Origin of the sequence: Leclercia sp. S52, assembly GCF_039727615.1 — a bacterium.
Taxonomy (GTDB): Bacteria; Pseudomonadota; Gammaproteobacteria; order Enterobacterales; family Enterobacteriaceae; genus Enterobacter; species Enterobacter adecarboxylatus_B.
Genome location: NZ_CP152474.1, coordinates 3,222,400 through 3,237,472, shown reverse-complemented (window position 1 = coordinate 3,237,472; position 15,073 = coordinate 3,222,400). Strand labels below are relative to the sequence as shown.

General features: G+C 59.5%; 11 protein-coding genes and 2 pseudogenes. 8 read left to right on the top strand and 5 right to left on the bottom strand.

The genetic code is table 11. The features are described from left to right. Nucleotides 1-52: 52 nt before the first annotated feature. Together AAHB66_RS15610 and dld are read right to left on the bottom strand one after the other, a co-directional pair. Nucleotides 53-608, bottom strand: a pseudogene (locus tag AAHB66_RS15610) (N-acetyltransferase family protein). 105 nt (nt 609-713) lie between these two features. Beyond that, entirely contained in the window at nt 714-2,471 is a 1,758-nt protein-coding gene (dld, locus tag AAHB66_RS15605) for a D-lactate dehydrogenase (protein ID WP_347113530.1), read from the bottom strand. Between the two features lie 189 nt (nt 2,472-2,660). Between dld and bglX the strand changes: the two genes are divergently transcribed. The 5 genes from bglX (at nt 2,661) to AAHB66_RS15580 (ending at nt 8,858) form a co-directional block, all read left to right on the top strand. Beyond that, nucleotides 2,661-4,958 (top strand): beta-glucosidase BglX, encoded by a 2,298-nt coding sequence (gene bglX, locus AAHB66_RS15600; RefSeq protein WP_347113529.1) that lies wholly within the window; start codon nt 2,661-2,663, stop codon nt 4,956-4,958. A gap of 147 nt (nt 4,959-5,105) precedes the next feature. Then, nucleotides 5,106-6,023, top strand: a complete 918-nt coding sequence (locus AAHB66_RS15595; RefSeq protein WP_347113528.1) for an ABC transporter substrate-binding protein — start codon at nt 5,106-5,108, stop codon at nt 6,021-6,023. 15 nt (nt 6,024-6,038) lie between these two features. After that, a complete protein-coding gene (locus tag AAHB66_RS15590; protein WP_347113527.1) occupies nt 6,039-7,196 on the top strand; it encodes an ABC transporter permease in 1,158 nt (385 codons plus the stop codon). Continuing rightward, nucleotides 7,189-8,124: an ABC transporter ATP-binding protein gene (locus tag AAHB66_RS15585; protein ID WP_347113526.1), complete on the top strand. Its 936-nt coding sequence runs from the start codon at nt 7,189-7,191 to the stop codon at nt 8,122-8,124. The genes AAHB66_RS15590 and AAHB66_RS15585 overlap by 8 nt, the downstream gene beginning before the upstream one ends. Then, complete coding sequence (locus tag AAHB66_RS15580; protein WP_347113525.1) at nt 8,121-8,858, top strand: ABC transporter permease; 738 nt, start codon at nt 8,121-8,123, stop codon at nt 8,856-8,858. Before AAHB66_RS15585 ends, AAHB66_RS15580 begins: the two co-directional genes overlap by 4 nt. Here AAHB66_RS15580 and AAHB66_RS15575 read toward each other — a convergent pair. Both AAHB66_RS15575 and mlrA read right to left on the bottom strand, forming a co-directional pair. Continuing rightward, nucleotides 8,833-8,946, bottom strand: coding sequence for a protein YohO (locus AAHB66_RS15575; protein ID WP_333848877.1), 114 nt, complete (start codon nt 8,944-8,946; stop codon nt 8,833-8,835). The genes AAHB66_RS15580 and AAHB66_RS15575 overlap by 26 nt on opposite strands. 59 nt (nt 8,947-9,005) lie before the next feature. Continuing rightward, nucleotides 9,006-9,740: an HTH-type transcriptional regulator MlrA gene (gene mlrA, locus AAHB66_RS15570; RefSeq protein WP_347113524.1), complete on the bottom strand. Its 735-nt coding sequence runs from the start codon at nt 9,738-9,740 to the stop codon at nt 9,006-9,008. Between the two features lie 217 nt (nt 9,741-9,957). Between mlrA and AAHB66_RS15565 the strand changes: the two are divergent. The 3 genes and pseudogenes from AAHB66_RS15565 to AAHB66_RS15555 all read left to right on the top strand — a co-directional run bounded on the left by AAHB66_RS15565 (nt 9,958) and on the right by AAHB66_RS15555 (nt 12,878). Next, nucleotides 9,958-11,644 (top strand): annotated as a pseudogene (locus AAHB66_RS15565) (sensor histidine kinase). Then, on the top strand, nt 11,641-12,360 hold the full coding sequence (gene btsR / locus AAHB66_RS15560; RefSeq protein ID WP_106995315.1) for a two-component system response regulator BtsR: 720 nt from the start codon (nt 11,641-11,643) through the stop codon (nt 12,358-12,360). The pseudogene AAHB66_RS15565 and the gene btsR overlap by 4 nt, the downstream one beginning before the upstream one ends. Before the next feature lie 47 nt (nt 12,361-12,407). Beyond that, nucleotides 12,408-12,878, top strand: coding sequence for a DUF1456 family protein (locus AAHB66_RS15555; protein ID WP_347113523.1), 471 nt, complete (start codon nt 12,408-12,410; stop codon nt 12,876-12,878). A gap of 106 nt (nt 12,879-12,984) precedes the next feature. Here the strand turns inward: AAHB66_RS15555 and metG are convergent, their stop codons facing one another. Next, entirely contained in the window at nt 12,985-15,018 is a 2,034-nt protein-coding gene (gene metG, locus AAHB66_RS15550) for a methionine--tRNA ligase (RefSeq protein ID WP_347113522.1), read from the bottom strand. Nucleotides 15,019-15,073: the final 55 nt, after the last annotated feature.

Genomic DNA, 15,073 nt, shown 5'->3' with positions numbered 1-15,073 from the left:
TTGTAGGCCGGGTAAGCGCAGCGCCACCCGGCAATACCGGGCACAATGCCTGTTACTCCGGCAGCGTCCAGTCACCGTCGTTGAGGGGACGCTGCAAAATCAGCGTATCGCGCCAGTCCCCTTTTTTGTATCCCACGCTTCTCAGCTGTCCCGCCACTTCGAATCCGTGCTTTTTATGCAGGCGTAACGAACCAGCATTGTTTGGCCCATCCCCGACGATAGCGATCATCTGCCGCCACGGCCCCTCTTCGCTGCGGGCAATCAGGGCGCTCAGCAGCGCGCTGCCAAAGCCGCGTCCGGGCGTGCTGGCCTCAACGTAAATCGACTCTTCAATGGTGTAACGGTATCCAGGGCGTGGGCGATAGTGGGTGGCATAACAGTAGCCCACCACAATCCCCCGATAGAGTGCCACCAGCCACGGCAAACCCTGGCTGGTCACCGCGTTCATACGCTGGCGCATTTCGTCTACGGTAGGGGGGAACCTCTTCAAAGGATGCGCGCCCGTTAAGGACGTGCCAGGCGTAGATGCCGGCAATGGCATGCGCGTCCTCCGCCTCAGCATCGCGAACCTGTACGTCAGTTTCGGAGAAAGTTTCAACAGCCGACATAATATGTCCGCTCCTCATCAAAAAAAAGCCAGAGAAAAAGTTTCTCTGGCGACCCGTGGCTACTCTAGTACGATTTGTATGGGCTTAACAGCGGGCCCAATCTGGCTAACTGGTTTGATCAGTAGCTTGCAGGTCATTACTCACTGTTTCAGGTTCCCCTTCCCAGTTTTTATGCTTGGTTGTTTTGCCAATGCCCGGGTTCATGCTGTTTGTTGGGTCGTTGGCGCGATAAAACTGCTTTAATGCGGGCGGGGCTTCGTAAATGTGACCGACATTATGTTCCGCCGGATATTGCGCGCCGCGCGCCTGCAGCAGCGTTAGCATCTGCGCCTTCAGAGCGTGAGCATCGACCCCTTTTTTGACGATGTAATCCTGATGGAAGACGTAACACATAAAGTGGCCGTAATAGAGCTTATGCACCAGCTGGCTGTCGATCTCCGGCGGCAGCTTCTCGAACCAGTCGGTGTCGTTGCGGCGCAGGGCAATGTCCAGCGCCAGAATGTCTTCCACCTCGTCGGCATGCACCGCCTGATAGCGGATCGCGGCCCCGGCGGCGGCAAAACGGTGTAAAAAGGCCTTGCTGCCCTCTTCAGGCGTACAGGCGAAGAAATCGCCCTCGGCGCTTTTAAAGAATTCGCTCAGCCAGGTCTGCGCTTCGGCAATACCGTCGCCCGCCATCTTCAACAGCAGGTGGTGCTCGTACTTATCGCGCCAGCTTTTCATCCGCGGCGGCAGGTGCGCCGGGAAGGCGTTGCCCAGCTTTTGCATAAAGCGGTCGGTAAAGTGCGGCTTAAACAGCGACACTTTCTCCAGCATCGCATCGGTGCGCCCCTTCATGGTGAAGAAGAAGGGCATCTTGTCGGTGCCGAGCTTGTCGATCATCAGGAAGGTATCTTTGCCGTAGCGTTCGGCAATGTCGTAGATATCCCGGTGCATATACTCACCGGCGACCGGCAGGTGGGTGAACTCCCCGAGAATATGGCGGCGGATGGTGGTCAGCACCTCAGGCTGGTTGGTGCCGATGTAAAACACCTGCTGGCGTTTCTCGGCCGGGAAGGTGTCGAGACGCACGGCGAAGACCGCCAGCTTGCCCGCGCAGCCGGAGGATTCAAACAGGCGATCCGGGTCGGCGTTATAGCGCGCCGGGGTGTCGGCGTCGATCTCGCGCACCCGGCTGATGTAGTCATGATCGTGGGCGTGACGTCCGTCGTGCAGCACATCGCTGTCCTTGACGCGATCGTCATCCAGCTTGCTGAGGATCTGCTCTGGCGTAACGCCCAGATCGATGCCCAGATGGTTCACCAGGGTTAGCTTACCCTGCTCATCAATGCGGGCGAACAGCGACATTTCGGTGTAGGCCGGGCCGCGCTGCACCAGCGAGCCGCCGGAGTTGTTGCAGATCCCGCCGATCACCGAGGCGCCGATACAGGATGAGCCAATCACCGAGTGCGGCTCCCGGCCCAGCGGCTTCAGCGCCTTTTCCAGTGAGTAGAGCGTGGTGCCCGGGAAGGCCAGCACCTGCTCGCCCTTGTCCAGCAGATGCAGCTTGTCGAGGCGCAGGGTGCTGATAATCACAATGTCGCGGTCGTAATCGTTGCCGTTCGGCGTGGAGCCTTCGGTCAGGCCGGTATTTGCCGCCTGCATCAGAATAATTTTGTCTGCCGCCACGCAGGCGCTGAGCACCCGCCACAGCTCCAGCAGGGTGCCAGGGAACACCACCGCCAGCGCGTCTCCTTGTCCGGAGCGAAAGCCCTTGCGGTAGCGGGCGGTTTTCGCGGCGTCGGTCAGCAGGTGGGCAGGTCCCACCAGTCGCGTCAGGTCATTAATAAAGTCGGTGTTATTATGCGGTTGTTCAAAAGACATCATCCACCCCTTGTGGTCAGTCGAATACGTCGTCCAAAATCATAGCGCGATTAATGTTTAAGCGAACCAGTATTCACCAGAAAAATCAGAGAATAAACCCTGCAAGGTTCACAGGGTTTATGGCACACTGCGCTTTTCGTACGGTCTGGCCGCGACTATCCGGCGGTTATTGATGAGAGAGTAAACGAGATGAAATGGCTTTGTTCTGTAGGGGTAGCTGTAAGTCTGGCGCTGCAGCCCGCGCTGGCTGACGACCTGTTTGGCAATCATCCGCTGACGCCGGAAGCCCGCGACGCATTTGTCACCGATCTGCTCACAAAGATGTCGGTCGACGAGAAAATCGGCCAGCTGCGTCTGATCAGCGTCGGGCCGGACAATCCGAAAGAAGCCATCCGCGAGATGATTAAAAACGGGCAGGTGGGGGCGATCTTCAACACCGTCACCCGTCAGGATATCCGCAAAATGCAGGATCAGGTGATGGAACTCAGCCACCTGAAAATCCCGTTATTCTTCGCCTATGACGTGGTCCACGGTCAGCGTACCGTCTTCCCGATTAGCCTCGGCCTGGCCTCCTCCTTTAACCTCGATGCGGTGAAAACCGTCGGTCGCGTGTCCGCTTATGAAGCGGCGGACGACGGTCTGAACATGACCTGGGCGCCAATGGTCGACGTTTCCCGCGATCCGCGTTGGGGCCGTGGCTCGGAAGGCTTCGGGGAAGATACTTATCTGACCGCAACCATGGGCAAAACCATGGTTGAAGCAATGCAGGGTAAAAGCCCGGCCGATCGCTACTCGGTGATGACCAGCGTCAAGCACTTCGCCGCCTATGGCGCCGTAGAGGGCGGTAAAGAGTACAACACCGTCGACATGAGCCCGCAGCGCCTGTTTAACGACTACATGCCGCCGTACAAAGCCGGTCTTGATGCCGGTAGCGGCGCGGTGATGGTGGCCCTGAACTCGCTCAACGGCACGCCGGCGACCTCTGATTCCTGGCTGCTGAAAGACGTGCTGCGCGACCAGTGGGGCTTTAAAGGCATCACCGTTTCTGACCACGGGGCGATTAAAGAGCTGATCAAGCACGGCACGGCATCCGATCCGGAAGACGCGGTGCGGGTGGCGCTGAAGTCCGGCATCAACATGAGCATGAGCGACGAGTACTACAGCAAGTACCTGCCGGGTCTGGTGAAGAGCGGCAAAGTCACTATGGCGGAGCTGGACGACGCCACGCGCCACGTGCTGAACGTGAAGTATGACATGGGGCTGTTTAACGATCCGTACAGCCACCTGGGGCCAAAAGAGTCCGACCCGGCGGACACCAACGCCGAAAGCCGTTTGCATCGTAAAGAAGCCCGCGACGTGGCGCGCGAAAGCCTGGTGCTGCTGAAAAACCGTCTGGACACGCTGCCGCTGGCGAAATCCGGTACCGTGGCAGTGGTTGGCCCGCTGGCTGACAGCAAGCGCGACGTGATGGGCAGCTGGTCTGCGGCAGGCGTGGCCGATCAGTCCGTGACCGTGTTGACCGGCATTAAAGACGCGCTGGGCGACAAGGGCAAAGTGATTTATGCCAAAGGCGCTAACGTCACCAGCGACAACGATATCGTCACCTTCCTCAACCAGTATGAAGAGGCGGTGAAGGTCGATCCGCGCCCGGCGCAGGAGATGATCGACGAGGCGGTAAACGCCGCGAAGCAGTCTGACGTGGTGGTTGCCGTAGTGGGTGAAGCCCAGGGCATGGCCCATGAAGCGTCAAGCCGTACCGATATCACCCTGCCGCAGAGCCAGAAGGCGCTGATTACTGCGCTGAAAGCCACCGGCAAACCGCTGGTGCTGGTGCTGATGAACGGTCGTCCGCTGGCGCTGGTTGACGAGAACCAGCAGGCCGACGCGATTCTGGAAACCTGGTTCGCCGGTACCGAGGGCGGTAACGCCATCGCCGACGTGCTGTTTGGCGATTACAACCCGTCGGGCAAACTGCCGATGTCCTTCCCGCGCTCCGTCGGGCAGATCCCGGTGTACTACAGCCACCTCAACACCGGCCGTCCGTACAACGCGGATAAACCGAACAAGTACACCTCGCGCTATTTCGACGAAGCCAATGGCCCGCTCTATCCGTTTGGCTATGGCCTGAGCTACACCACCTTCACCGTTTCCGACGTGAAAATGTCGTCTCCGACGATGAAAGCGGACGGTAGCGTTACCGCCAGCGTCGAGGTGACCAACAGCGGCAAACGTGAAGGGGATACGGTGATCCAGATGTACGTCCAGGATGTGACCGCCTCCATGAGCCGTCCGGTGAAACAGCTGCGTGGCTTCGAGAAGGTGCACCTGAAGCCAGGCGAAACCAAAACCGTCAGCTTCCCGATTGACGTGGATGCGCTCAAGTTCTGGAATCAGCAGATGAAATATGCCGCTGAGCCGGGCAAGTTCAACGTCTTTATTGGCGTCGATTCCGCCCGTGTGAACAAGGGTGAGTTCGAGCTGCTGTAATCTTCCTTCCTTTGCATCCCCCCCGTCTCGCGGGGGATGCGTCTTACCTTATGCTAAAAAGGCATTTTGACGGTTAATTCCGCCGTTTTAAGCTACGCTTTTCTCTCAAGCCTCTGAAAAAGGCAGCAAAAAAATGAGGATAGCAGAATGACGATGGCAAAGGGGATGTTGGGATCTGCGGTGTTGCTGGCGGCGATGAGTCTGCCGTTGCAGGCAGCAGAGCCGGTAAAGGTGGGATCAAAAATTGATACCGAAGGCGCGCTGCTCGGCAATATTATTTTGCAGGTGCTGGAGAGTCACGGCGTCAAAACCGTCAATAAAGTGCAGCTGGGTACCACCCCGGTGGTGCGCGGGGCCATCACCTCCGGCGAGCTGGATATCTACCCGGAATACACCGGCAACGGGGCGTTCTTCTTCAAAGATGAAAACGACCCGGCGTGGAAAAATGCCAGCGCCGGATATGAGAAAGTCAAAAAGCTCGATGCTGAGCAGAATAAGCTGATATGGCTCACCCCGGCTCCGGCCAACAACACCTGGACCATCGCGGTCCGTAAAGACGTCGCCGAGAAAGGCAAACTTACCTCCCTTGAGGATCTCAGCCGCTATCTGAAAGAGAAGGGCGATTTCAAACTCGCCGCCTCGGCGGAGTTTATCGAGCGCCCGGATGCGCTGCCGGCGTTTGAAAAAGCCTACGACTTCAAGCTGGACCAAAGCCAGCTGCTCTCCCTGGCGGGCGGCGATACCGCGGTCACCATCAAAGCGGCAGCCCAGCAAACCTCGGGCGTGAACGCGGCGATGGCCTACGGCACCGACGGTCCGGTGGCGGCGCTGGGTCTGCAAACCCTGACCGATCCGAAAGGCGTTCAGCCGATCTATGCCCCGACGCCGGTGGTGCGTGAAGCGGTGCTGAAGGCCTACCCGGAGCTGGACGCGTGGCTGAAGCCGGTATTTGACAGTCTGGATGAGAAAACCCTGCAACAGCTGAATGCCAGCATTGCGGTGGAGGGGCTGGATGCCAAAAAAGTGGCGGCAGATTACCTGAAGCAGAAAGGGCTGGTGAAGTAGCCCCAGGACAGTTCAGTGCCGATAAGATGTCATAACCGCGTCCTGCTGCTGCTGGCGATCATCGCCCTGGCTGCAGGCGCGTTACCTTTCGTCAATTTCGCCCCTAACCGGCTGGTGTCCGGGGAAGGGCGCGCCCTCTGGCAGGTGTGGTCGTTTTCCCCTGCGCTACTGTTACTCCCGCTGTGCCTGCTGCTGGGGCTAACCCTCGCCCGCGGGCGCTGGGCGCTGGCGGCGACGCTGGTGGTGTGCGAACTGCTGTTCGCCGGGCTGGTCTGGAGTGCCGGGCTGGCAGCATCCCACCTCGCCACCAGCGAAAGCCCGCTGGCGCGTACCGCGGTGGGCAGCGGCCTGTGGCTGTGGCTGGCGCTCTGTCTGCTGGCCTGCAGCGATGCCATTCGTCGGCTCAGCCCGCAGCCGATCTGGCGCTGGCTGCTGCAGGCGCAAATCTGGATCCTGCCGCTGCTGCTGCTATTCAGCGGCGAACTCAATTCCTTGTCCCTGCTGAAAGAGTATGCCAACCGCGAGGATGTCTTTAATGCGGCCCTCGCGCAGCATCTGACCCTGCTGGTGGGAACCCTGGTACCGGCGCTGCTGATCGGTGTGCCGCTGGGGATCCTCTGTTATCGCCGCAAGACGACGCAGGGACCGGTGTTTGCGGCGCTCAACGTGATTCAGACCGTGCCTTCCGTGGCGCTGTTTGGCCTGCTGATTGCCCCGCTCGCCGGGCTGACCCGCGCGTGGCCGTGGCTGTCGTCCCTGGGGATTGCCGGGACCGGCATGACCCCGGCGCTGATCGCTCTGGTGCTCTATGCCCTGCTGCCGCTGGCGCGCGGGGTGCTGGCGGGGCTTAGCCAGGTACCGGCCGAGGTGCTGGAGAGCGCCGACGCGATGGGGATGAACGCCCGCCAGCGGTTCTGGCAGATCCAGCTCCCGCTGGCGCTGCCGGTGCTGCTGCGCGGCCTGCGGGTAGTGGCGGTACAGACGGTGGGGATGGCGGTCATTGCGGCGTTGATCGGTGCCGGAGGATTCGGGGCGCTGGTGTTCCAGGGGCTGCTGAGCAGCGCGCTGGATCTGGTGCTGCTGGGCGTGATCCCGACCATCGTGCTGGCGGTGGTGGTGGATGCGCTTTTTGCCCTGTGGATCGCCCTGCTGCGAAGGAGAACCCATGATTGAATTCCATGATGTAAATAAAACCTTTGTCGGCGAGCCCGCGGTCAGCGATTTGAACCTGACCTTTGCCGAAGGGGCTTTTTCGGTGCTGATTGGCACCTCGGGGTCCGGTAAATCGACCACCCTGAAGATGATCAACCGGCTGGTGGAACACGACAGCGGCCTGATCCGCTTTGCCGGAGAAGAGATCCGCAGCCTGCCGGTGCTGGAGCTGCGTCGGCGGATGGGCTATGCCATTCAGTCCATCGGGCTGTTTCCACACTGGACGGTGGCGCGCAATATCGCCACCGTGCCGCAGCTGCAAAAATGGCCCCAGCAAAAAATCAACGATCGGGTGGATGAGCTGATGGCCCTGCTGGGGCTGGAGCCGGTCCTGCGCGAGCGTTTTCCGCATCAGCTCTCCGGCGGGCAGCAGCAGCGGGTAGGGGTGGCACGTGCCCTGGCCGCTAACCCGGAGGTGCTGCTGATGGATGAACCCTTTGGCGCCCTCGATCCGGTGACCCGCAGCGCGCTGCAGCTGGAGATGACCCGCATCCACCGCATTCTGGGCCGCACCATTATTCTGGTGACCCACGATATCGACGAGGCCCTGCGGCTGGCGGACCATCTGGTATTGATGGATCACGGCAGGGTGGTGCAGCAGGGGACGCCGCTGACGCTGCTGACCCAGCCCGCGAATGCCTTCGTGCGCGAGTTCTTTGGCCGCAGCGAGCTGGGCGTGCGCCTGCTGTCGCTGCGTACGGTGGGTGAGTCGATGCGACGGGAGGTCGCCGCCAGTGGAGAGAGCCCGCTGCGGGCGTCCATGAGCCTGCGGGATGCGCTCTCGGCCTTTGTCAGCGGCGGCAGTGAAAGCCTGCCGGTGGTGGATGACCAGGATCGGCCCTGCGGCACGCTCTATTTTCGCGATCTGCTGGCCCGGGAGGCGTCATGAGTCGATTACGCGATCCGCTTCTGTGGCTGGTGGCGCTGTTTGTCGCGCTGCTGCTGGTGATGCCCTACAGCGCGCCGCTGTTCAGCGCGCTCTTTCCCGAACTGCCGCGTCCGGTCTATCAGCAGGAGAGTTTTGTCAGCCTGACCCTGTCTCACTTCTGGCTGGTGGGGATCTCAAGTTTGATTGCCATCGTGCTGGGGGCGGGTGCCGGGATTGCGGTCACGCGCCCGGCTGGCCGTGAGTTTCGCCCGCTGGTCGAGACCATTGCCGCGGTCGGCCAGACCTTTCCGCCGGTGGCGGTGCTGGCGATTGCGGTGCCGGTGATGGGGTTTGGACAGCAGCCCGCGATTATCGCGCTGATCCTCTACGGGGTACTGCCGATTCTGCAGGCGACGCTGGCGGGGCTGGCGTCAGTGCCGGCAGCAGCCATCAGCGTGGCGGAAGGGATGGGGATGAGCGGCTGGCAGCGTCTGCGCAACGTTGAGCTGCCGCTCGCCGCGCCGGTCATGCTGGCCGGGATCCGCACCTCGGTGATTATCAATATCGGTACGGCGGCCATTGCCTCAACGGTAGGGGCCAACACGCTGGGGACGCCGATCATTATCGGCTTAAGCGGGTTTAATACGGCCTATATCATCCAGGGTGCGCTGCTGGTGGCGCTGGCGGCGATTGTGGTGGATCGTGCGTTTGAGCGGCTGGCGCAGAGCCTCAGCCGACACCGCCACGGACAATAAACGAATACCCTGCCAGCATCACGCCGCCAATACCGCTGACGGCCATGAGTAAGAACAGGGTGATAACCGCGACTTTGGTTGCCTTCATAATGTGCTCCTGATGTTAACAGGACAATTATACGGTGAAGCGCGGCTGTTAATGAACCATTAATTGCCTTTCAGCGGGAACACGGGATAGCCATGCGCCTGCCACTGGGTGAGCTGCTGCTTCTGCGCCGCCGTCGGGGATTCGCCGCACCAGACCAGCAGCGTCTGCCCGTCGAACAGCTCCGGGCGCAGCTGCACCAGCGAGTGCGCCAGCACGTCGACGCGCCAGCCATCCTGCGCGGCAATCCACGCCTCCAGCCACAGCCGGGTGGTGTCCTGCACGTTCCAGCCTACTACCAGCGCATCCTTGCTGTTCTTCTTTCGCGCGGTGGCCAGACAGATGCAGATATAGTTAATCAGTACCCCGTCGAGGGCACTCAACAGCGCCTGCAGGGTCGGCTGCTGGGACTGCAGCCTTCGGCGTAACGGAATAAACAGGTGCGTAATTAGGGTTTGCGCAGGGTATTCGCTGCCGCGATCCTTGAGCCACACCCGCAGGCGATGCAGATGGCCGGACTGCAGATAACGCAGCAGCACCTCCTGCTGTTCGCGCCAGATGTCCTGTTCCTCCTGACCCTCAGGGCTGAGTAGCGTTTTGACTTTGCCGACCTGAACGCCGTTATCGATCCAGCCCTTGATCTCACGGATGCGGTCGATATCCGCATCGGTAAACAGCCGGTGTCCGCCGTCGGTTCGCTGTGGTTTAAGTAATCCGTAACGTCGTTGCCATGCGCGTAACGTCACAGGATTGATATCACACAGGAGTGCCACTTCCCCAATCGTGTAGAGCGCCATGTTATCCCCCGGCTTGCACATACCCAGATTAACTGTAGACGCAGAATGGCGAACCAGGAAGGATCCCTCTTTTTTTGCCCTGTGAATGTGAATTTCAGATTACATTGGGCGAAAGGTGTGATGCCTGGCACGAAAACACATTTTTATCCTCAGGCTGCCAGGAAAGTTAATGCGCTTCGGTGTATGTTACGCGGTTTTATAGCTGTGGTTTGTGGGCATGTACGAATTTAATCTGGTGTTGCTGCTGCTTCAGCAGATGTGTGTGTTTCTGGTCATCGCGTGGCTGATGAGTAAAACACGCCTGTTCATTCCCCTGATGCAGGTCACCGTTCGCCTGCCGCACAAGCTGCTCTGCTACGTGACCTTCTCTATCTTCTGCATTCTCGGCACCTATCTCGGCCTGCACATTGAAGACTCGATAGCCAACACCCGGGCGATTGGCGCGGTGATGGGCGGTCTGCTCGGCGGCCCGGTGGTCGGCGGGCTGGTAGGCCTGACCGGGGGGGCTGCACCGCTACTCGATGGGCGGGATGACGGCGCTGAGCTGTATGATCTCGACCATCGTCGAAGGGCTGCTCGGCGGCCTGATCCACAGCGTGATGGTCCGGCGCGGTCGCCCGGATAAAGTCTTCAGCCCGCTCACCGCAGGCATGGTCACCCTGGTGGCCGAGCTGGTGCAGATGCTGATCATTTTGCTGATTGCCCGGCCGTTCGAAGATGCCCTCCATCTGGTCAGCAGCATTGCCGCGCCGATGATGGTCACTAACACCGTCGGCGCCGCGCTGTTTATGCGTATTCTGCTCGACAAGCGGGCGATGTTTGAAAAGTACACCTCCGCCTTTTCGGCCACCGCGCTGAAGGTGGCGGCCTCGACCGAGGGGATCCTGCGCCAGGGCTTTAACGAAGAGAACAGCATGAAGGTGGCTCAGGTGCTGCATCAGGAGCTGGATATCAGCGCCGTTGCCATCACCGATCGCGAAAAGCTGCTGGCCTTTACCGGCACCGGCGACGATCACCATCTGCCCGGCAGACCGATTTCGTCCACCTATACGCTTCGCGCCATTGAGACCGGTGAGGTAGTCTACGCCGACGGTAACGAAGTGCCGTACCGCTGCTCGCTGCATCCGCAGTGCAAGCTGGGTTCGACGCTGGTGATCCCCCTGCGCGGCGAGAATCAGCGCGTGATGGGTACCATCAAACTGTACGAAGCGAAAAACCGCCTGTTCAGCTCTATCAACCGTACCCTCGGGGAGGGGATTGCCCAACTGCTCTCCGCCCAGATCCTTGCCGGGCAGTACGAGCGGCAGAAGGCGCTGCTGACCCAGTCGGAGATCAAGCTATTGCACGCTCAGGTTAACCCGCATTTTCTGTTTAACGCGCTTAATACGCTGAAAGCGGTGATCCGCCGTGACAGCGAGCAGGCGACGCAGCTGGTGCAGTTTCTCTCGACCTTTTTCCGCAAGAACCTGAAGCGGCCGTCGGAAATCGTCACTCTGGCCGATGAGATCGAACACGTAAACGCCTATCTGCAGATTGAGCAGGCCCGGTTCCAGTCGCGTCTGCAGGTGACGCTCTCGGTGCCGGACGAACTGGCCTGGCAGCAGCTGCCGGCCTTTACTCTGCAGCCGATCGTGGAGAATGCGATTAAGCACGGCACTTCGCAGCTGCTGGGCACCGGCGAAATTGCCATTACCGCCAGCCGCTTTAACCGCTATCTGGTGCTGGATATTGAAGACAACGCCGGGCTCTATACCTCCGCCAGAGAGGGCGGCGGCCTGGGGATGGGGCTGGTGGATAAACGCCTGCGCGCCCATTTTGGTGAGGATTGCGGCATTACCGTCGTCTGCGAGCCCGACTGCTTTACTCGCATAACCTTAAGACTGCCTCTGGAGGAACACGCATGATGAACGTGCTGATTGTCGATGATGAGCCTCTGGCGCGTGAAAACCTGCGGTTTTTGCTGCAGGAGCAGAGCGATATCGAGATTGTGGGCGAGTGCGCCAACGCCATCGAAGCCATCGGGGCGGTGCACAAGCTGCGCCCCGACGTGCTGTTTCTGGATATCCAGATGCCGCGCATCAGCGGTCTGGAGATGGTGGGGATGCTCGACCCGGAGCATCGGCCCTATATCGTGTTTCTTACCGCCTTTGACGAGTACGCGGTTAAAGCCTTTGAAGAGCACGCCTTTGACTATCTGCTGAAACCTATCGAAGAGCAGCGGCTGGAAAAGACCCTCAACCGCCTGCGCCAGGAGCGAAACGTCCAGGATGTGTCCCTGCTGGCGGAGCATCAGCAGCCGCTGAAGTTTATCCCCTGTACCGGCCACAGCCGGATTTATCTCCTGCAGATGGACGACGTGGCCTTTGTCAGCAGCCGGATGAGCGGGGTGTTTGTCACCAGCGGCGAAGGCAAAGAGGGCTTTACCGAGCTGACGCTGCGCACCCTGGAGAGCCGTACGCCGCTGCTGCGCTGCCACCGTCAGTATCTGGTGAACATGGCGCACCTGAAGGAGATCCGCCTCGAGGAGAACGGTCAGGCGGAGCTGGTGCTGCGGGCCGGGCAGACGGTACCGGTCAGCCGTCGCTACCTGAAGAGTTTGAAAGAGGCGATAGGGCTGTAAAACTGCTACACTGCGCGGCATTGCACCATCGACAGTTAAAGGCACTCATGATTAGTAACGACATTCTTCGTAGCCTGCGCTACACCCTGAAAGCAAACAATAACGACATGGTGCGCATTCTTGCGCTTGCCGAGATGGAAGCCACGTCGGCAGGTTTCGACACCTGGATGACCAAAGAAGATGAGGACGGTTTTGTTCGCTGCCCGGACATCATCCTGTCTGGTTTCCTGAACGGCCTGATTTATGACAAGCGCGGTAAAGATGAGTCCGCGCCTGAGCTGGCGCTGGAGCGTCGGGTGAACAACAACACGGTGCTGAAAAAGCTGCGTATCGCCTTTTCCCTCAAGACCGACGATATCGTGGCGATCATGACGGAGCAAAAATACCGCGTATCCGTGCCGGAAGTGACCGCCATGATGCGTGCGCCGGACCATAAAAACTACCGCGAGTGCGGGGACCAGTTCCTGCGTAACTTCCTGCGCGGGCTGACCCATCGGGTGCATCATCCTAAGGCGTGATGCGGCAGGGTGCGGCCTGATGCCCTCACCCCGACCCTCTCCCACGGGGAGAGGGAGAAAACAAAATGCCATAAAAAAAGCCGGAGATTATCTCCGGCTTTTTTTGTTATTTCACCTGCTGACCAGGTTTCGCGCCTTCGTCAGGGCTTAACAGGAAGATATCCTTCCCGCCAGGGCCTGCGGCCATCACCATCCCTTCCGAGATGCCGAAGCGCATTTTGCGCGGTGCCAGGTTAGCTACCATCACCGTCTGACGACCAATCAGCACCTGCGGGTCAGGGTATGCGGAACGAATGCCGGAGAAGACGTTGCGCTTCTCGCCGCCCAGATCCAGCGTCAGACGCAGCAGTTTGTCAGAGCCTTCGACAAATTCCGCGTTCTCAATCAGCGCCACGCGCAGGTCAACTTTCGCGAAATCATCAAAAGTGATGGTCTCCTGAATCGGATCGTCCGCCAGCGGGCCGGTTACCGGCGCGGCTGCGGCTTTCACTTCTTCTTTAGAGGCGTCAACCAGGGCTTCAACCTGCTTCATCTCGATGCGGTTGTACAGCGCCTTGAAGGCGTTCAGCTTATGGCCGAGCAGCGGCTGGTTAATGCTGTCCCAGCTCAGTTCGGTGTTCAGGAACGCTTCGGTACGCGCGGCCAGCTGTGGCAGAACCGGCTTCAGATAAGACATCAGCACGCGGAACAGGTTGATACCCATGGAGCAGATCGCCTGCAGGTCGGCGTCGCGGCCTTCCTGTTTCGCGACAACCCACGGCGCCTGCTCGTCAACGTAGCGGTTAGCCAGATCGGCCAGGGCCATGATCTCACGTACCGCTTTGCCGAACTCGCGGCTTTCCCAGGCTTCGCCAATCACGGTAGCTGCGTCGGTGAAGGTTTTGTACAGCGCGGGATCTGCCAGTTCAGCTGCCATTACGCCGTCAAAACGTTTGGCGATAAAGCCGGCGTTACGGGAGGCCAGGTTCACCACTTTGTTGACGATGTCGGCATTCACGCGCTGGACGAAGTCTTCCAGGTTCAGGTCGATGTCGTCGATACGGGAAGAGAGTTTCGCCGCGTAGTAGTAGCGCAGGCTGTCGGCATCAAAGTGGTTCAGCCAGGTGCTGGCCTTGATAAAGGTGCCGCGCGATTTGGACATCTTCGCGCCGTTTACCGTCACATAGCCGTGTACGAACAGGTTGGTTGGCTTGCGGAAACCGCTGCCTTCCAGCATGGCTGGCCAGAACAGGCTGTGGAAGTAAACGATGTCTTTACCGATGAAGTGATACAGCTCGGCGTCGGAATCTTTTTTCCAGTATTCGTCGAAGCTGGTGGTGTCGCCGCGCTTGTCGCACAGGTTCTTGAAGGAGCCCATGTAGCCGATTGGCGCATCCAGCCAGACGTAGAAGTATTTACCCGGTGCGTTCGGGATTTCGAAGCCGAAGTACGGCGCATCGCGGGAGATATCCCACTGCTGCAGACCGGACTCAAACCACTCCTGCATCTTGTTCGCCACCTGCTCCTGCAGCGCGCCGCTGCGGGTCCACGCCTGCAGCATTTCGCTGAACGACGGCAGGTCGAAGAAGAAGTGCTCGGAATCACGCATCTCAGGGGTTGCGCCGGATACCACGGATTTTGGTTCAATCAGCTCGGTCGGGCTGTAGGTCGCGCCGCATACTTCGCAGTTATCGCCATACTGATCCGGGGATTTACATTTCGGGCAGGTGCCTTTTACAAAACGGTCCGGCAGGAACATGCCTTTTTCCGGATCGTAAAGCTGAGAGATGGTGCGGTTTTTAATAAAACCGTTCTCTTTCAGACGGGTGTAGATCAGCTCCGACAGCTCGCGGTTCTCGTCGCTGTGCGTGGAGTGATAGTTGTCGTAGCTGATGTCGAAGCCAGCAAAGTCCGTCTGATGCTCCTGACTCATATCAGCAATCATCTGTTCCGGGCTGATACCGAGCTGCTGTGCTTTCAGCATGATCGGCGTGCCGTGTGCGTCGTCTGCACAGATGAAGTTTACCTGATGGCCGCGCATTCGCTGGTAACGGACCCAGACATCAGCCTGGATATGCTCCAGCATGTGGCCGAGGTGGATTGAGCCGTTAGCGTACGGCAGAGCGCACGTCACCAGAATTTTTTTCGCGACTTGAGTCATAGTGGACATTACTTCTTTTGTAGTGAAAAGGGTTTTGATAGTACCAAAAGGGGCA